This window comes from Nostoc sp. JL23 (assembly GCF_017115065.1).
GTDB lineage: Bacteria > Cyanobacteriota > Cyanobacteriia > Cyanobacteriales > Nostocaceae > Nostoc > Nostoc punctiforme_A.
This window is the reverse complement of record NZ_JABXKN010000100.1, coordinates 24815-43928: the sequence shown is the minus strand read 5'-3', so window position 1 is coordinate 43928 and position 19114 is coordinate 24815. Positions and strand designations below refer to the sequence as shown.

General features: G+C 41.5%; 16 protein-coding genes. 9 read left to right on the top strand and 7 right to left on the bottom strand.

The features are described from left to right. The first annotated feature begins 234 nt into the window (after positions 1-234). A complete protein-coding gene (locus HWQ42_RS20275) occupies positions 235-1833 on the top strand; it encodes a peptide ligase PGM1-related protein (protein WP_292815490.1) in 1599 nt (532 codons plus the stop codon). A gap of 156 nt (positions 1834-1989) precedes the next feature. On the opposite strand, the gene HWQ42_RS20270 is transcribed toward HWQ42_RS20275, so the two are convergent. Next, positions 1990-3882 (bottom strand): protein kinase, encoded by a 1893-nt coding sequence (locus tag HWQ42_RS20270; protein ID WP_292815487.1) that lies wholly within the window; start codon positions 3880-3882, stop codon positions 1990-1992. Between the two features lie 346 nt (positions 3883-4228). Between HWQ42_RS20270 and HWQ42_RS20265 the strand changes: the two genes are divergently transcribed. Together HWQ42_RS20265 and HWQ42_RS20260 are read left to right on the top strand one after the other, a co-directional pair. Beyond that, positions 4229-5500, top strand: coding sequence for a DUF4255 domain-containing protein (locus HWQ42_RS20265; RefSeq protein ID WP_292815484.1), 1272 nt, complete (start codon positions 4229-4231; stop codon positions 5498-5500). Next, positions 5497-7488 (top strand): ATP-binding protein, encoded by a 1992-nt coding sequence (locus tag HWQ42_RS20260; RefSeq protein WP_292815481.1) that lies wholly within the window; start codon positions 5497-5499, stop codon positions 7486-7488. Before HWQ42_RS20265 ends, HWQ42_RS20260 begins: the two co-directional genes overlap by 4 nt. A gap of 213 nt (positions 7489-7701) precedes the next feature. Here HWQ42_RS20260 and HWQ42_RS20255 read toward each other — a convergent pair whose 3' ends face one another. Then, positions 7702-8412 carry a Uma2 family endonuclease gene (locus HWQ42_RS20255; protein ID WP_292815479.1) on the bottom strand — a complete coding sequence of 237 codons (711 nt, stop codon included), beginning with the start codon at positions 8410-8412 and terminating at the stop codon, positions 7702-7704. Positions 8413-8628: 216 nt separating this feature from the next. Between HWQ42_RS20255 and HWQ42_RS20250 the strand changes: the two genes are divergently transcribed. Then, positions 8629-10197, top strand: coding sequence for a hypothetical protein (locus tag HWQ42_RS20250; protein WP_292815476.1), 1569 nt, complete (start codon positions 8629-8631; stop codon positions 10195-10197). 60 nt (positions 10198-10257) lie between these two features. Here the strand turns inward: HWQ42_RS20250 and HWQ42_RS20245 are convergent, their stop codons facing one another. Further along, positions 10258-12666: an NB-ARC domain-containing protein gene (locus HWQ42_RS20245; RefSeq protein ID WP_292815474.1), complete on the bottom strand. Its 2409-nt coding sequence runs from the start codon at positions 12664-12666 to the stop codon at positions 10258-10260. 261 nt (positions 12667-12927) lie between these two features. Between HWQ42_RS20245 and HWQ42_RS20240 the strand changes: the two genes are divergently transcribed. Both HWQ42_RS20240 and HWQ42_RS20235 read left to right on the top strand, forming a co-directional pair. Further along, positions 12928-13581, top strand: coding sequence for an SMI1/KNR4 family protein (locus HWQ42_RS20240; protein WP_292815471.1), 654 nt, complete (start codon positions 12928-12930; stop codon positions 13579-13581). Positions 13582-13695: 114 nt separating this feature from the next. Continuing rightward, entirely contained in the window at positions 13696-14376 is a 681-nt protein-coding gene (locus HWQ42_RS20235) for a Uma2 family endonuclease (protein WP_292815469.1), read from the top strand. Positions 14377-14404: 28 nt separating this feature from the next. On the opposite strand, the gene HWQ42_RS20230 is transcribed toward HWQ42_RS20235, so the two are convergent. The 3 genes from HWQ42_RS20230 to HWQ42_RS20220 all read right to left on the bottom strand — a co-directional run bounded on the left by HWQ42_RS20230 (position 14405) and on the right by HWQ42_RS20220 (position 15633). Continuing rightward, a complete protein-coding gene (locus HWQ42_RS20230; RefSeq protein ID WP_292815466.1) occupies positions 14405-14671 on the bottom strand; it encodes a hypothetical protein in 267 nt (88 codons plus the stop codon). Further along, on the bottom strand, positions 14643-15194 hold the full coding sequence (locus HWQ42_RS20225; protein ID WP_292815463.1) for a Uma2 family endonuclease: 552 nt from the start codon (positions 15192-15194) through the stop codon (positions 14643-14645). Before HWQ42_RS20225 ends, HWQ42_RS20230 begins: the two co-directional genes overlap by 29 nt. A 256-nt stretch (positions 15195-15450) precedes the next feature. Beyond that, positions 15451-15633, bottom strand: a complete 183-nt coding sequence (locus HWQ42_RS20220) for a CsbD family protein (protein WP_181930064.1) — start codon at positions 15631-15633, stop codon at positions 15451-15453. Positions 15634-15953: 320 nt separating this feature from the next. On the opposite strand from HWQ42_RS20220, the gene HWQ42_RS20215 reads away from it, so the two are divergent. Continuing rightward, entirely contained in the window at positions 15954-16841 is an 888-nt protein-coding gene (locus HWQ42_RS20215; protein WP_292731308.1) for a TIGR02587 family membrane protein, read from the top strand. Continuing rightward, complete coding sequence (locus HWQ42_RS20210; protein ID WP_292731307.1) at positions 16838-17236, top strand: TIGR02588 family protein; 399 nt, start codon at positions 16838-16840, stop codon at positions 17234-17236. Before HWQ42_RS20215 ends, HWQ42_RS20210 begins: the two co-directional genes overlap by 4 nt. 67 nt (positions 17237-17303) lie before the next feature. Here the strand turns inward: HWQ42_RS20210 and HWQ42_RS20205 are convergent, their stop codons facing one another. Next, a complete protein-coding gene (locus tag HWQ42_RS20205; RefSeq protein ID WP_292815459.1) occupies positions 17304-17456 on the bottom strand; it encodes a hypothetical protein in 153 nt (50 codons plus the stop codon). Positions 17457-18028: 572 nt separating this feature from the next. Here HWQ42_RS20205 and HWQ42_RS20200 point away from each other — a divergent pair. Further along, on the top strand, positions 18029-18823 hold the full coding sequence (locus tag HWQ42_RS20200) for a hypothetical protein (RefSeq protein ID WP_292731303.1): 795 nt from the start codon (positions 18029-18031) through the stop codon (positions 18821-18823). Positions 18824-19114: the final 291 nt, after the last annotated feature.

Sequence of the window (19114 nt, the reverse complement as noted above, 5' to 3'; positions counted from 1 at the left end):
TATTATATTGCTGTACTTTATCGCCCCCTAGAGGTAAAGTAAGCAGCAATTAGGTCAACCTTAAGAGGGAAGAGAATTAAAGAAGTCGGCGATTTGCAGGTTGCTATAGTTTGATTGATCCTTGCTGACTTCCAGAAAATTTTTACAAAACTACCTGAATCTTGACACGGTGACTATACATCGTCCAAAAGGGTGCGTGGTGCGCTACATTGAGATCATTAGAGGGCAGGGGCTATGGCAACATTAAATATTTCCGAGTTAGAACAGGTTGAAAAGTTTCGCCACTTACAATTAACCCTGCGCGATCGCTGGAAAACGAGCGAACTATTTGACAATAGCGAAGCGGATATTTTAATTATTCCCTCCTTGAGTCTCGACCAGCGCGAACTCCAAAAGATTGAAGGCTGCGAACATTATGAAGAAAGATTACTATTTTCCTTAATTCGGTTGCGGAATCCCCAAACTCGGCTGATTTATGTAACATCAGTACCGCTGCATCCAAGTATCATTGATTATTATTTGCAGCTCTTGCCGGGTATTCCTTTTTCTCATGCTCGCAATCGCTTGCTGTTACTTTCTACTTACGATTCCTCCCTTAAGCCTCTGAGCCAAAAGATTTTAGAACGCCCCCGGTTGCTAGAGCGGATTCAGCAATCTTTGAGGCTAGACAAATCATTTATGATCTGCTATAACTCTTCGCACTGGGAAGGCGAATTGTCTTTACAATTAGGTGTACCACTGTATGCTGCTGCACCAGATTTACAGATTTGGGGAACAAAAAGTGGCAGTCGGCAAATTTTCAAGGAAAGCGGAGTACCGCATCCAGATGGCAGCGAAAAAATTTGGAACCCCACAGATTTGGCAGAAGCTACCGTTGATTTGTGGGAACGCCAACCAACATTAAAACGGGTAGTAGTAAAACTCAACGAGGGCATTTCTGGCGAGGGGAATGCATTGTTGGATCTCAGACCGATTGAGAATTTAGCACCAAACATTGGTACTCATGCCGAAAGGGTAGCTGCAATTAGCGATCGTTTGGCAACGATGCGCTTTCAAGCAAAACTTGAGACGTGGGATAATTTTTCGGGAAGAATCCCGGAATTAGGGGCAATTACGGAAGCATTTGTGGAAGGGGAAATTAAGCGATCGCCCAGCGTCCAAGGACGGATCACACCCCAAGGCGAAGTGGAAATCCTTTCAACTCACGACCAAATTCTCGGAGGACCAGACGGTCAGATTTATCTTGGTTGTAGCTTTCCTGCTGATGAAAGATATCGATTGCAATTACAGCAATTGGGACTTCAAGTTGGCAGAAAACTAGCAGACAAAGGTACTTTAGAGCGGTTTGGGGTAGATTTTATCGCTGTTGACAAGGGTAACGGAGAGTGGGATATTCAGGCGATCGAAATTAACCTACGTAAAGGTGGTACAACTCATCCATTCATGACCCTGAAATTATTAACAAACGGTCGCTATGACCTTTCCACGGGTTTATTTTATAGTCAACAAGGTCGTCCAAAATACTACGTTGCCACTGATAATCTCCAAAAAGAGCGCTATCAGGGATTATTGCCTAATGATTTGATGGATATCATCGCTCACCACAGATTGCAGTTTGACAGTGGTACAGAAACGGGTACAGTGTTTCATCTTATGGGTTGCCTTTCGCAGTTTGGCAAGGTGGGATTAACCAGCATCGGTGATTCTCCGCAACAAGCACAAGATATTTATAACAAAGTTGTCAAAGTTCTGGATGAAGAAACCCGTAGCGACAACCGTGATTTCTCGGCGTTTTCAGATTATTCCTTTCCCGTGGTTTGGGATGAATTATAGGGGAACACTTCGGTTAAGGCAAAAGACGCGATAAATCGCGTCTTTGCGGTCTAGAATTTTCATCAAAGAACCTTAACCGAACCGTATTGATTGAGAACCGCTATAAAATTATGATTACCGCATCTGTGCAAAAATCGGAAAAGTCCCTTTAGGTGATTAGTTCTGAATGTGATCGCTATTAGGTAAATTTTGCTGATTGCTTGGCTGTTTACCAGATTGGAATTGAGTATATATATAGGTTACTACTGCTAAAGTCACCCCAATAGCCAACACCACCCCTACAATTCGCAAGAAATTGGGAGTAATTCTCGTAGTTAGCTGCTCACTTAGCCTTGGTTGGTAAATAGTGTCATCCGTTCGTGCTTGTGGTCTGCTTTGATTAGACGCACGTCGTGGCTGATATAACGTCACATCTGGTGGCACTTGTTGCCCGCCTTGATTAGATCCTGGTCGCGGCTGAAACAACGTCTTATCTGGTGACACTGGTGGTCTATTTTGATTAGCTGCTGGTCGCGGTTGAAACAACGTCTTATCTGGTGGTACTTGTTGTCCACCTTGATTAGATGCTGGTCGTGGTTGAAACAATGTCTTATCTGGTGGTACTTGTTGCCCACCTTGAGTAGATGCTGGTCGTGGTTGATATAACGTCACATCAGGTTTGCTGGCGTTGGTATTATTCACAGGACTCTGTTGATTTCTATCGATCGGGTTAAATGGTCTGGGAACAGTTTCGTGATTTGAACCTTGATTGGATGGAGATAGAGGACGCAGAATCGTGTCGTCGTTTGATTGCCTGGGAACAGTTTCGTGATTTGAGCCTTGATTGGATGGAGATGGAGGACGCAGAATCGTGTCGTCGTTTGATTGTCTGGGAACAGTTTCGTGATTTGAGCCTTGATTGGATGGAGATGGAGGACGCAGAATCGTGTCGTCGTTTGATTGTCTGGGAACAGTTTCGTGATTTGAGCCTTGATTGGATGGAGATGGAGGACGCAGAATCGTGTCGTCGTTCGATTGTCTGGGAATAGTTTCGTGATTTGAACCTTGATTGGAAGAAGGTTGCGATCGCCCAGTAATTTGTCCGGGTACACTAGATTCTGTGGCAAATTTGGCAGCAGCTTGCAAAGCCTGATTTAGTTCTTCTACCGTTGCAAATCGGTTGGCTGGGTTCTTCTGGAGGCATTTCATTACCACGGCTTCTAATTGTACGGGTAAATTCTCGCACCCTGGTTGCGATCGCAGTGGTTTTGGTGGCTCATAAGCATGAGCTAATACCCAAGAAGCCTCACTAACATGACTACCCTTAATGCTGATTCCAAATGGGTCGGCGGCACTCAGCATTTCATAAAGGATAATCCCTAAGCTGTAAATATCACCTCTAGCATCCAGGTTTTGATCGCTTTGGATTTGTTCAGGAGGTGCGTAACGAAATGTACCGATAAATGTACTAGTTATATTTGTAATATTGGAATTTTCAGAAGATTCACTACGAATTTTGGCAACACCAAAATCCAAAACCTTCACCCACTCTCCCAAATCTGTCGGGATCAAAAATATATTATCTGGCTTCAGGTCGCGGTGAACTACCTGAATATGTTCAGTGGTTTTGCCACCATCTCGTTGGAGAGTAACTCCTTGATGGGCAAGCTGTAGACCTTTACAAACTTGCGCCATAATCTTCACCGTCCGCTCAACAGACAGCCGCTTTTCGCGCAGCAGTAATTGCCTGAGAGTTTGCCCCCGTAAATATTCCATTACATAAAATGGAAAACCTTCCGGGGTTACACCACAATCACTAATCTTAACAATGTGGTCGCTTTGCAAAGCAGCACAAACTGCCACCTCCCGCTCAAAACGCTTTCTCATTTCGAGCGATGCCACTAGCGTATCTTTGAGCAACTTCAACGCTACCTGCTGACCAACACGGGTATCTGTTGCTAGGAAGACTTCTCCCATGCCACCCCCGCCTAACCGTCTGTCTAAACGGTATCGCTGGTTATCACCTACAAAGCGACCATTCCAAGAATTTGAAGAAGGTGGGGATTTCATCTGGGGGAACCCATCCTAGTTACTTTAAAATGTTAACTTTAGTCCGAGATAGTACTAGTATTACAAATAAATATAAGTGGTTGCTTAGTAACTTAGATAATTATTAGTAATATATGCTACTAAGCAATTCTCTAATTATACTCAGCTTAACATAAAAGTAATACTAGAAATTTGATGAAATGTTTAAAATTAAGACTTATGGCAGTTGAAATTTGTTTCTAATGTTAAGTTAACGCAAATTCGACGACAATCCGCGTCACAGAATATTTAAAGTTTTGCAAAATATATTCTGTCAATGTGCTATGGCGTACATGATTAATATGTGCTATTGCCATGAGGAATGAGGATGAGTAATGTGCTCTCTATAGCCGCAGTGACAGCAGTACTAAAAGTCTTGCTGGAAAATGCCTTAGTCAGCGATCCGATCGCTGCTAGTGTTGGTGATGTGATTGTAACTGCCCTACCGCCCGATCGAATTTCAGTTGAAGCTGACGAGCGCGCTCAAATCAATCTCTTTCTCTATCAAGTAACGCAAAATCGGAATGTCGATTGGGTATCTCAAGAATTTCGCAGCAGGCACTCACCTATTAATGGAAACTCGCGCTCTCGGACTCCGCCGCTGGCTCTTGACCTCCACTACTTACTAACAGCCTATGGAGCCAAGGATTTTCAGGCAGAGCTTTTACTTGGCTATGCAATGCATTTATTACACAAAACACCAGCGATCACATCTGATATTATTGAAAATACTTTGATAAATGCATCTACAACCAATACTTCAAGTGCTTTTTCGCAAGCTGTAGCAAGTGTGTCTGTATCTGATTTAGCTGAACAAATTGGGCAGATCAAATTGACTCCAGAGTTTTTTAACATGGAAGAAACTTCTAAGTTATGGTCTGCTTTACAAACACACTATCGACCTTCAGCTACCTATTTGGCGTCAATGGTATTGATTGAAAGTGCCAATGACAAGTCTGAAAATTTTTACATGATGCCCTTGTCTCAACCGAATATAGAGCAAGTTATAGCTCCGGCCAAGACTGAACAAATGATTGTTACAGGTACAACACTAGTAATTCGTGGTAAACGGTTACGCGGTGAAATCACACGAGTTCGTTTCGGCAATACGGAGACATTACTAGTACCTCAAGAAGTAAAAGAAACGCAAATCAGCTTGTTAGTCCCACCAGATTTATACGCAAGGGTACAGGGTGTCCAAGTTGTACATCTAACAATGGGCAATGCAGGGCAAACGAATCATCTAGTTGAATCAAACGTTGCGGCTTTTGTCTTACATCCAACAATTACAGCATTCGTCGCTCAAGTGGAAAATAGCGGCGACAATTTACGTGCAGCAGAAATTACCGTTAAATTCCAGCCCAAAGTAGGTAAGGCACAGCGGGTAGTTTTGCTACTCAATGAGGTATCAGGTGATAGTCCGGTAGGTTATTCTTTCTTGGTTATACCACCGACTCAAGACACAGATGCAATCACGATTCCAGTCAAAAATGTCAAGCCAGGAACTTATATTGTCCGGGCGCGGGTAGATGGCGCCGAAAGTCCACTGCAAAAGAATCAGTTTGGGGAATATGATTCGCCACAGGTGACAATTTTATGAATGCTACGACAATTAATCACAATTGGGATGAGGCAAACTACCATTACTTATCAGCAGCCCTAGCCGTGGTGCGTGGTATTTTAGAAAATCACACGGCAAAAGAGCAAAATCAACCTGAAGAGAACAACCAAGAGCCTTTACAACAGGCATTACAGGAAGCCGCTGCTGCTATGCCTGCACCATCGGCATTGGAGAGAGTCTGCAAAATGTTTAACCTCTCATCCTTTGAACGTGATTTGTTGCTGTTGTGTGCGGGTATGGAATTAAATGGATATTTTGCCAAATTGTGTGCTATAGTTCACGACGATTCACAACGAGCTTACCCAACTTTGGGTTTAGCTTTAGCAGCTTTACCTAACGTCCACTGGGATGCGATCGCTCCAAATGCTCCCTTACGTTATTGGCGGTTAATTCAAATTGGTGATGGTCATTCCCTGACTCTTAGTCCCTTGAGAATTGACGAGCGAATTTTACATTATCTCACGGGTATTCAATATCTTGACGAACGGCTAGCTGGTATTATTGAGCCATTACAAGAGGTTAGCGATTTAGTACCCTCGCATCAAGATTTAGCAGAGCGAATCGCAGCAGTTTGGTCACAAGCTTACAAGGTTAATAGCTTGCCTATCGTCCAGTTATCTAGTGGTGAAACTGCCAGTAAACGTGACATTGCCGCCACAATTTGTCAACTTCAGGGTTTAAGCTTGTGGGTAATGCCTGCACAAGTCATTCCTTTAGCACCTGGCGAGTTGGATAATCTCATCCGCCTGTGGACTCGCGAGACGATTTTAAGTAAGAGTGCCTTACTTATAGACTGCAACGAACTGGATACTAATGATACAGCACGGCTGAATGCGATCGCTCGTTTCATCGAACGCATAAACGGCTTTTTAATAGTCACAAGTCGGGAACGCATCGGCTTATCACAACGCCTAGTAGTTAATTTTGATGTACATCAACCAACTAGCAAAGAACAAGGTGCAGTTTGGCAAGATGCATTAGGGGCGAGTGCATCGCAAATGAATGGGCAAGTCAAAACCCTAGTGGATCAGTTTAACCTCAGTGCCGCAACCATTCGCGCTGCTTGTGCAGAAGCCGCAGGACAGTTAGCACAAACACCAGAAAGCGATATCACTAGCATTTTATGGGATGCCTGCCGCGTGCAAGCACGTCCGCGCTTAGATGAACTCGCCCAACGGATTGAGCCATCTGGTGATTGGGATGATTTAGTATTGCCAGAAGCACAGAAACAAGTTCTCCGGGAAATTGCGGCTCATGTACGGCAACGTAGTACTGTATATAACAATTGGGGTTTTGGGGGCAAGAGTGCTAGGGGATTGGGAATCAGCGCTCTATTTGCAGGTAGTAGCGGCACTGGTAAAACCTTGGGGGCAGAAGTACTGGCCCATAAATTGCGCCTCGACCTCTATCGGATTGACCTATCATCGGTAGTCAGCAAATATATTGGCGAGACAGAGAAGAATTTGCGCCGGGTATTTGATGCCGCGGAACAAGGCGGAGTGATTTTGTTATTTGATGAAGCCGACGCTTTATTTGGCAAACGGAGTGAAGTTAAAGATGCGCGCGATCGCTATGCCAATATAGAAGTTAGCTATCTATTGCAACGTATGGAAAACTACCCAGGTCTAGCAGTCTTGACTACGAACTTGAAGAGTGCAATTGATACAGCATTTCTGCGGCGGATTCGCTTTGTAGTGCAGTTCCCCTTCCCCGATACAACCCAACGAGCCGAAATTTGGCGGCGTGTCTTTCCAGCCGAAACCCCAACCGCAGATTTAGATGCTCTGCAACTAGCACGGCTCAATGTCGCTGGGGGTAATATCCGTAACATTGCTTTAAATGCAGCTTTCCTGGCTGCCGATGCCGGGGAAGCAGTGCAGATGAAACACGTATTACGGGCGGCTCAAACAGAATATAGTAAGTTGGAGAAACCCTTGACTGATGCGGAAGTTGGCGGCTGGATGTGATTTTACATGATGCCTTAATAGCAAATGCTTGTATAGGACTCCTATTTGATTTTTGAACAAGACTCAGTACGGATCTATGCCTTCTTTCCTGTTCCCTGCCCACGCAAGTAAATTCAGGAATCAAACCGGATTCCTATAGCTTGATAGGTTGTAAAATTTGTGAACGATTTCTAGGACAGGCTGTATTTACGCCAACTACCATAGCAAACAAAATTACTCTGGTAATTCACCAAATCTTTCCCGATAGCGAGCAAGCATGGACTCCATTTGGGCAAGTTGCTGTTCGGCTTGTTGACGCTGTTGCTGTTCTTGGTGTGCTACTTCTTCTGGTGTGGGTGTCAGTTGTCCATCGGGAGTGAAAAAGCGCAACTTCGATTGATAAACTCCCAAATATAACTGCAATTGCTGACTCCATAACAAACCAGCCTCATTTGCTTGCAGTTCTTGATAACGGCCATCTAATAAATGAAATCCTTTAAATTCTAAACTTACCGGGTCAAACCAAAAATAATCAGGAGTCCGCCAAATATCTTGATAGATTTCCTTTTTCAGCCCTCTATCAGTAGCAGCTGTTTTGTCAGAAAGAATCTCTACAATCACATTTGGGTATTTGCCATCTTCTTCCCAAACTACCCAGCTTTTGCGTATTTTGCGTTGGGTATTTAAAACTACAAAGAAGTCGGGACCTCTAAATTGCTCAGACTTACGCTGACGCGGACTGTAATAAATCGTCATGTTACCGCAAGCGTAAAAATCTTGACGTTCCTGCCACAACCATTCCAAACACTGAATCAACAGCAGTATTTGCCGCAAGTGAAGTTCTGTTTCCAAAGGTGGTTCATCACTGTATAAATCACCAGGAGGAAATATAACATCTTCTAGTGTGTCTTCTAAAATTATTCCTAAATCTTGAGCAGAAGACATAATAATTTCTAGTTTGACAAGATAAATCTAACTTAACCCAGATTCATTCACCTGCAAAAGCGATCGCCCCAGCTTTTCATCCCAGCTTTCTAAGAATTACAAGTCTCGCTCACACAGAGCCACAGCCGGCAAAGAATAATTTATACTTAAGTCGATAGCGATCGCCACTAAAGAAATTGTATAATCTGATTCAAAAATATGCATTGAGGATGTGAGATGAGCAATGTCTACGACGGGCTACGCCTACGCATATTTGGGTCTAAGAAAGTAGGTACATCCACTTCAAATCCGTCGCTGATCTCAGCAACAACTCCAACGCTGGCGAATCCAGTGCGCGGCTTTGACACCGCAAATAAAGCTCCAATCCAAGCATCCTCTGAGGTATCAACCGACCTGCAAGCTGCACAATCTGCTGGCGAACAATCCTTAGAACCACAAGCTATCAAAAAAAAGCCAGTTCACGACATTAGTAGCATAGCGTTGCGTCGTCCACAAGCAAAACTGACGGTTGGAGAACCAGGAGACGAGTATGAGCAGGAAGCCGATAGAGTGGCTAATCGAGTCATGTCAATGCCTAATACTGCGATGCAACCGCAGATGAAACAAGAAGAACAGACTCAAGAGGAAGAAGTGCAAACGAAGCCTCTCGATGTTTACTTTGGGCAAAGGAAATCGCTAGGAAATAATGAGTTGACTCATGTAGGACAACAGAAAGGTGGAGTATTGCAGAGAGATGTGTTGCAGAGAGCGCCAAAAAACCCAGTAGTTACAGAACTTTCCACAAAACTACCACTGACGGAAGCTAATGCAAGATTAATTGATGCTTGTCATAATTTAGGTAGTATTTATGTGGATTTATCTGTAGTAAATACTGATTTAATCAGTACAAAATTAAGAATTTTCTCCATAAATTACGATATGGCTTACAGCAATTACTCAAGAGTAATTGGTCAAGGAAGAGCAGAAGCACAAAATCAAACTCTTTGGAGAGGAATATTTTTAGGAATAGGAACGGGTGTTTTAGCAGGTCTTGCTGCCGCCTATATTGCTCCTTCTACCGCAGGTGCATGGTTTGCTCTCACTCTAGCGGATGCAGGTACAGCAGCTGGTTCTTCATTTTTACAAGCAGCTGCATCTTCCACAATAGCTCTTGCTTTATCAGATGCCATCACAACGCGAGGCAGTGATTTACAACCTGGTGGTCTTTCACCTGATATGCTGCGAAGTAATATTTGGCAACACGTTGCATCAATGTATCGTGGTGCATTGCAAACCAATAAAGTATTAGCAAATTTACATAAAAATACCGTTATTCTTGAGCGATTAATTGCAGAAATCAGGGTACAAATTGCTGGTGGTGCATCGTCATATTCGCCAGCAGATATACTAACAGCAACTAATACCATGAACGATCGCATTAATGGAATGGCAAGTGTCTTTAGCGAATTGAGACAAAAATCAACTGCGATGAGTGCGTTTGGTAATTCTATTTTGGCTTATGACCCTACTAAACCTGGAGTCGATCAAATAGAAAAAGATATTTGGATTATGTGGATGGGAACTTTAAGTAATGATGACTCTGACATTCTTGATTTAGATAATATTGAGGATCATTTGAAGAGTATCGGGATTTTAGGTAATGGTGGTTTATTAGGTGTAGATTTTGGAGACTATACCTCGGAAGACGATGAACTAGCGGCTTTAGCAGCAGCTCGTCCTCGCGCTGCAACCATACGAGGGAAGTACGATCAAACCGCTTCTCAATGGACTGCACCAAGTCCATGAGTCAACTTTTAATTATTTACTTTGATTTGTTTGCAGAGCCGTCTACTAAATCAAATATTTTTACATCGTTTCCAATCTCCGACTGGTGACACAGATTTGAGCAGCGCAGTTTAAAACTTTTTCAACTTGTTTGGGTGCTTTGATTTCAGTAAATAGCTGAATCGCCTGAGTGAAATTCATTTGGTTTTCATCAGGCTTTGCCATCTTTTGATTAGTTAAACCCAATTGAAAATAAGCTTCAGCTAGGTCACACTTTGCACCTATTTTGTCAAGAAGTTCGATTGCTTCTGTATGATTAGCAAAGGCTAATGCAAAATCTGTTTGTTGTCGATGGATTTCTGCTAAACCATTGAGTGTTTTTGCTTTTACCTGCATATAGTGACTTTCTTCAGCAAAAGTCAAAGCTTGCTGGAATATCTGATTTGCCTGGGAAAATTCGCCTAAATTGACGTAGGTTTGACCTAAAATTTGCATGAAATAGACAAATCTTCCAGTTTGTTCTACTAGTTTTTCGTTCGTAATATTTTGATAAGCTACATCTGCTAATGCAAATGAGGCATCACGCAAACCTAAATAAGAATATACCAAAGCTAAACAGACTGAAGCTTTCTCTGCCCAGCGATGATGTTCGGTATTTTGAGCCAGATAAATTACTTGTTGAAATAACTTTGCGGCTGCCTCTAGTTCCCACAAATCTATTTTGTAAAGACCAATACTTAATAAAGAATCTACTTCTAGCATTCTCAGATAGTAAACTGTATGTTTATTTTCTGGCTGAGTTACAAGTGATTTGAGCGATTGGGTTGCCAGTGTAATAGTCTTTTCTTGACAAGCGATCGCTTGACTAATTTTACCTGTTATCCAATACAGATCGCCCAATATATTATAGAGTTCGCTGATATTTTGGTTATTTTCCAGATTGTTAACAACTTGATTAATTGCCGCCAGTATCGGTTGAATTAAACCCATCCGATACAACGTACTCCCAAGAGGCAAAAATTGCTGCCATTGATTATTTCTGCTTTTTAAAATTACCTTACCGGCTAACTCAAACTCATTAATTTCTATATAATGATAATATGCTTCCAGAGCTTGCAAAGCATCTTTAAAGGTTTCAATTTGTTTAACACTAGTTGTCCAAAACTCTGCGGCTTTGTGATTGGCAGTTTCCCATTCATCGCTGGGGCGTAAACGTGCGATCGCTTCTTTACGAATCACCGGATGCAACCAATATTCGCCTTTTTCGCACTCCACCAAAGACCGATTTCTCAAGGAGGCGATGATTTGCCGATGTTCAGTAGGTGGGACATCCCACAGCAAACAAAACAACCCTTGTGATGAAATTCTGGGTATATCTTGGTAACGATAACATCCCAAACGGCAAAGTAAGCGATATGCTTGGGGATCGAGGGCTTGCAGACGATTAATTTGACTAACCGCTAAATTTTTTAAGTCTGTTGCTGCTAAAGGATCGGCATGATTTTCTTGCCAATAAAGAAGCATGTCACCGCCAAAATCCTCCTGAATCGAACCGCAGAGAATTCCCATTGCTTTAGCATTACCACCATAAGTGCGATGCATGATTTGCAAGGTTGGCGAGTCGATGGCTAATCCTTGGTTGCTAAAAAACTGTAGCCATGCGCTTTGATCCAAACCAGGAAGCCGATAGTGATTCACATTTAGCCCCGGTTCACAAAGGCGATCGCGACTAGTAATCAAGGTAACAGATTGCACCCTGGCATCAGCCAACACCCGCAATAGTTCTACATAGTTGCGGTGAGAAGCAATCAACCTACCTTGTTGATCTAATGCAGGTTCCAGATTGTCAATTAACACCCCAATCCGCCGATTGTGGAGTTGGCGCTTGAGTCGTCCCAATGTAACACCAAATTCTACCCCAGGTTCTTGATCAAAATCTTGTTTGAGCCATTCCTCTACAACTCGTTCGGCGGGGGTGATATTTTGCGTTTCCTTCGCCATCAGTAGTTCCAAAACCAAGTCAAATTCTTGATGGAGATATTGCTGCGCTAAAGTAGTTTTGCCTAAGCCTCCCTCACCTTGGATAACAATGACTTTTGATCCTTGATTTACCAAAGTATTCAGGTGAGCGATCGCTTCTGTTCGTCCAATAAAATTGGTATCCTCTAATTTTGGGGTGGGATGTGGCGATCGCGAGTAATCAATCAGACTGGATGATATTGCAGTCGTTTTTCTCAAAACCCGTTCCAAAGTAGCACGACAATTACTTTTGGTAATCTTTTCTCGCAATACTTTAGAAAGCAACTTCCATAACTGCGAACCAGCATCCTTAGCGTGTCCTTCCGTACAACCGTAAGAATGAGCGATATCCAAGTATTTTCTACCCAACCAAACTTGCACAAGAATCACTTTTTGCAAATCGCTCAACCGTTCCCCGGTCTGCGGGGGAATTATGGCATCTAACCATGCTAATGCTGCTTCAGCGTCCATTGTGTAACGACAAGGGTAGTTCAGATTTTAGGGACAACTATAAATTACTCTACAGTTATATTGCTGGAGTTTTCGGATAAGATTCTGTAAATCCGACTTTTTTCCCGACTTTTCCAACATTGGCTGGAAGCCTCTAGCGAAACTATTCTAAGTGTCACCGTGCCAAAATGGGAAATAAATTGCACAATTGGTGTTGAAAAACCTACCAAATTGTTCTGCATATAAACTAGATTCTTTAGTTTGGGAAAGTTTGAGCGTAAAATGTCAGAACTAACTGAAGGACTGAAACGAATTCATACATGGTTTACCAAAAATAGACCTGAGCAAATTTCTTGTCTAGCTCCAGGACTTTCGCGTGAAGATATTGAACAAAGTACTAGATTTCTGCCATTTAAATTACCTGAAGAGGTTTACGAACTGTATCAATGGCGTAATGGTTCATCAGGATATAATTTCCTATTTGAAAATTATGAATTCATGTCTTTGAATGCAGCTGTAAGTGCTTACCATGAGCAAATGGGTGAAATTCGCTATCACGAGCGTGAAGAAGCATACTGGTTTGAACATAGTTTCCCTATTTTCCAGCTTTGGTGTAACGGCGGAGTTTTGTATACAGTTGTGCCTAATGCACAGAGAAATAACATTATACGCATATACGACTCAGAATGTAATGACTATTCACTGCGTTACGACAATTTGACTAACCTAATTTTGCATGGAGCAGATTGGTATGAAGCAGCTTACTTTGTGGAGAAAGAAAATGCTTGGGATATTATAAATGAAGAAATGAACTGTCTGCTTGATGTCAAGTATATGGCAAAAGATTATCTCGCAAATTCAATTACCCAAAAAGGAGCAGCAGTTTCAAGAATATGCGAGGAAATATATCAGCGTTATATTAATGGCGATATTTGATCAACCAACGCCTAAACTCTTTGAGATAAATTTAATCCTCGGCGATCGCATTCTGCCCTCTGCCTTTCTTGATAAAATAAAACTCATTAGGTCACTCCAGCACCATCATTACTTATGGTGAAATCAGACCCCCATCAATTGCCTAGTAGTGCTGAACTTCCTTGTTCAGACGATACCCCTGTGGATAACGAAGATCAGAACTTTATTCCCAACCTGCTTCTCTTCTTGCTGCAATATATTTGGGCAAACCGTAATGACTGGTTTTTCAGCGTGGATATGGGCGTTTACCATACCACAGGGGTTAGTCCACTTGTGCCGATTGTACCAGACGGATTTTTGAGCTTAGGTGTAGAACGCCGCAAGGAAGGTAAATCTCGTAAAAGCTATGTTGTTTGGGAAGAAAATAACATTGTACCTATCCTGGCTTTAGAAATTGTCTCCTTAACTCCGGGTGGAGAATACGACAAAAAATTAGACACCTATGCCAAGCTAGGGGTACTGTACTACATTATTTATAATGCAGAGTATTGGCAACGCGATCGCCACCAACCTTTTGAAGTTTATCGCTTAGTAGATGGTAGCTATCAATTGCAAATTGGTGAACCCTTTTGGATGCCAGAAATTGGTTTAGGAATTGGTAGAGGGCAATACGTATCTGGTAATATCCAGCGTCAGGTTTTGTATTGGTATGACCAACAAGGAAAGCGCTATCAAACTCCAGAAGAACAGCTTGAATTAGCGCAAAAACAACTTGAGCGTTATCGTCAGCAATTTGGCGAACTGCCAGAAGATTAAGTAGTCATTATTGTTTAGTATCAAATGCTTAATTAGTAAGAATTATTCCCCTTGGTGAACCATACTTTTGAGCTATTTCTCCTACTACTTTACAGTTTTTACGAATTTTATCATCATAATCATCAGTACCATAATCTTCATCATCATAGTTCCTGGACAACTCTGGCAGAATTGTCCCTACTGTCTCTAAAGCCTCTGCGATCGCTATATTATTTTTTTGCGAAGAGCAATTGAATATGGTTTCATCAAAAGATATTGTAATTACCTTAACTGTTAATAATCTGTTCCACCGCAATAGAAATATCTGGAAATGCCAGAGGTTGAATTGTTCCCGCAGTCAATGTCAATTTTGTGGCGTACTCTCCATCTAAGATTTCTCGAAACACCACTAAATGAAGCTTTTTGAGATTTACAACCCAATACTCTAAAATACCTGCTTCTGCATAGATTTTACTTTTTCTCTCTAAATCTTTTTCTAAACTGGAGTTAGCATACTCAATCAACCAGAAAATATTTTCTGGATAGGGATGATGCTCTCGATACTCGCGTCCTAAACGCTGGACAATGGCAATATCTGGTTCTGGTTCCGAGTCGTTGGGTAAGGTGATAGGCTTGGCTTGTCGGATTGCAGCACGTTTACCTAACAAATCCGCTAGATACTCTGCCGATTCATGACTACAATAAGCATGGGGTTCCCCTTCCGGCGACATTTCAACAATTTCTCCCTTAAGTAGTTCTACTTTGCGATCGCTCAAAATGCCAGCATCAATCATGCGGTGATATTCGTCAATCGTCCACTTAGCAACAATAACAGTCATGACGATTGATTCCTCCCAATGATTATTGATATTTTTCCATCTTAAACGTATTTTAAAGGAAGCCGCTAGCGCGTATGTACCCGTGTAGCCAAGACTTCCAATCTAAAACCAATTTTTTAGTAATTTACCCTTTCAAATATTACACTAACAATACAAAAACTCCACTTTCTCAAAGTAAGTGGAGTAATTAATGTTAAACTATGGTTAACGAATCATCGCTAATCTAGTATTTTTATTTCTAGTCCAAAAACGTAAATTAATCTAAAGCTTTCTTAAGTTCGTCTTTAATATTTTCTACAGTGTGACTAACTTGTGCTTCAGCTTGCTTCGCTTGTCCTTCAGCTTTATCTTGTGGATTACCGGTTATTTCACCCACAACCTCTTGAATTTTCCCTTCAATATTTTTTGCAGTAGCTTCTACTCTTTTTTCGGCACTCATGGTTTTTATTTCCAGCTTGTAGTTGATTGACCTATTACATAAACTAACAATAGTGTATTATTTTGGACTTCCATCAACCGAGAGAAGAATTTTTTAGATTATGTATCTTAAGATAGATACGGGGTGCGACAGAACACGCTCCTTCAAAAATCTGAAAAGATTATAAATTCGCGGTGTCCAGATCCCCGGCTTCTCAAAAAGCCGGGGATCTGAAAAGCCGGGGATCTAACTTTTCACGAAGAATTTAGGGCTGCTATATGCACCTTCATAGAAAATTAGTATAAGTTAAAGCAAATTTTCAACAAAAGGAAAATAAAGGAGTGCCAACAAAAAGTCAAAAAAATGTCTGGAAGAATGAGATTAATGACATCATTCGAGGTGCTTGTGGAGGTTTTTTATTTGGCATACCTTTACTGTACACAATGGAGGTTTGGTGGATTGGCTCGCTGGCAAAAGCACAACTGATAATGACGGCGATCGCATTAATGTTTATTGTGGTTTACTTACTCAATCAGATAGAAGGCTTTCGGAAACGCAGATATAGCTGGCTCTCTTATCAAGCCGCAATGGATACCGTCGAAGCGATCGCGATCGGACTAGCTTGTTCTACCTTTGTGCTGTTACTATTGCGAGAATTGACACCAGAAACCTCTCTAAAGGAATCTTTAGGTAAAATCATCTTTGAAAGTGTGCCCTTTGCTCTTGGTGTAGCATTAGCGAATCAGTTGTTAGGAGATACTGAAAACAGTAATGGAAAAGGACAAGCAAGCGATCGGGAAAATAGCACAACCAAGAACAAAGGGGATGAGTTACACGCTACCTTTGCTGATGTAGGTGGAACCCTAATTGGCGCAACCATAATTGCATTTAACATTGCTCCCACAGATGAAATTCCTATGCTTGCAGCCGCAACCTCTCCACCTTGGGAGTTGGCAATGATCGCCGCATCTTTGCTGATTTCTTATGGCATTGTATTTCAGGCAGGTTTTTCTAACCAGCAAAAACGTAAAGAGCAAAAGGGAATTTTTCAACGACCATCAAGCGAAACCATTATGTCCTACTTAGTATCATTGCTAGCAGGCGCTTTCATGCTGTGGTTCTTTCAAAAACTAACTCTTAGCGACCCTTGGACAATGTGGTTAGATCACACATTGATACTGGGTTTACCTGCAACTATTGGTGGTGCAGCCGGAAGGTTAGCAATATGACTGAAACAGAACAACAACCAAAGCGCTCAAGAGCTGAGTGGATAACATTCAGCATCGCCTCATTCATCCTAGCAATCATTGTGAGTCTAGTAGGCTACACTTGGCTGAACGAAAAAAATCAACCTCCGATCCTTTCTGTTACTAAAAAACAAACAATTCGAGAAATTAATGGCCAGTTTTATGTTCCTTTTGAAGTTGTGAATAGTGGAGGAGATACAGCTGAGTCAGTTCAGATTATGGCTGAGTTACTGATTAACGGCAAAGTTACAGAAACAGGAGAGCAACAGATCGACTTTTTATCTAGTGGGGAAAGCGAAGAAGGCGCATTTATATTCAGCCATAACCCGCGCCAAGGTCAGTTAAATCTACGTGTTGGTAGCTATAAATTGCCATAGGGGACTGACAAATAAAAAAAATACCCCACAATATTGCATAATCTATTTGTTGGAAGTATACCCGAACTCAACCCTCACCACCCTTGCTTTCATCGTGGGAAGCGAACACGTCGGGCATTGCCTGCCTAATCAGTGCGCTAAGAGTTGAGTTTGGGTGTGCGCGATCGCGTGGGTGAGATATTTCTTTACCTGACGTTGATGTAGCCTCTGTCTCCGACATACTGTTCGCGTTCCTAGAGAAGTTGAAATCTGCTGTATGAGTCCTATATTTTATTGCTTGCCTATATTTTCAACACGATAGCGCCCCCATTTTTGATAACCTTGAAGAAATTAAATAATTTCAAAAAATAAATAATCGCATTTTTATTCCATCAGAGATATAAAATAGAATTAACTGTTTTGAGGTAGATTTCATCAGAAATTTATAATTTTGATATTTGTATTATGCCAGTATTACGAATGTTAACTACATTTGACATATAAAACTATCAAGAAATATTTTACATCTATTATTGTTGGTACTCCTAACAACAACTTATTGCTGGGTACTAGTAATGACGACCGGATTTGTGCTTGTGGAGGCAATAACAATATCTCCGCCAGTCTGGAATAACCTAATTGATGGTGGAGAAGACAGGCTGATAATGACCGTAATGAAAAATCTCAGGTGAGTTGGTGCGCTCGCAGCAGTTGCTTTAACTCTTTCGAGTTGAGCAAGGCATTGTTTACATTGTGAATATTTAATTGTTGCATTTTGATGATACTATTTTAAAAAATTAAGGAGAAAACCTTGTGGGAATTGCGATCAATCAATTATTTAAGTTATCTGTAAAATATTTTTCAGCAATCACAGCCATAATAACGGTTCTCCCATTACCAGTTAAAGCCGCTACATTTTTAGTAACTGAGCGCGCTGCTTTAGGAGGCAATGATCAAGTTAATTGGGAAAGTTTAGGTAAAGTCTTTAATCCCTCTGCTCCTGATTTTTCTGCTTTTCTACCTAACTCTTTTTCAGCGACATCGCAACGTGGTTTAGGCTTGGATATAAATATAACTCCAACTAATAAGCCTCAAATTACTCCACCATTTGTTTTTCAAACTTTACCTTCACCTGGCATTCGGAGTAACTTCGGTCTAGGTGATTTTATTCTCTTCGGAGGTATAGATCCAACAGGTTTTATCCCTCTTCCTCCTGGTACTCCCGATCCTGGAACTAAGGGGAACGGCGAGCCTTTTTCGATTAGTTTTGCCCAGCCAGTTTTTGGCGCTGGAACTCAGATAGCTGTAGACACTGGTAAATTGAAAATTGAAAATTCGATCGCCGCTTTTGATAACGCCAATAACCTATTGGGTACTTTCTCCGTTCCAAATTTTTCGTCTTTAGCATTAGATAATTCGGCAGTATTCTTGGGGATTCGTAGTGATACTCCAAACATCTCACGACTTGTTTTTAGCAGTTCTGCTCCACAATATGGCTTGGCTATTAATCAGGTAAGCATTCTTGCAGTTCCCGAACCAACTTATACCTTAGCGATATTAGCTTTTGGAGTTTCAAGTGCTGTTTTGAAACGACGTAAACATACTTGATACTCCCACAGCATCGAAATAGTTTTCATTTAATAAGTTAGAGATTTCGGACATACTCAAACTTATGTAAGTACGTAACGTAAGTTCCAGATAATTCTTGTCTTTAACCAAATTTAAGTCAATGTTATACAAAGAATTAGAAAACATCATAGACGCTAAGATACAAAAAGCCATACGGAAGCACGAAATTATAGTTGCTTTCATTAGTAGTATTATTGGCTTGATTTTTATCATGGGTTTGTTCCATGCTATTTTGCTTAACCACACTGAAATTCAAACATTTTGTTTGTA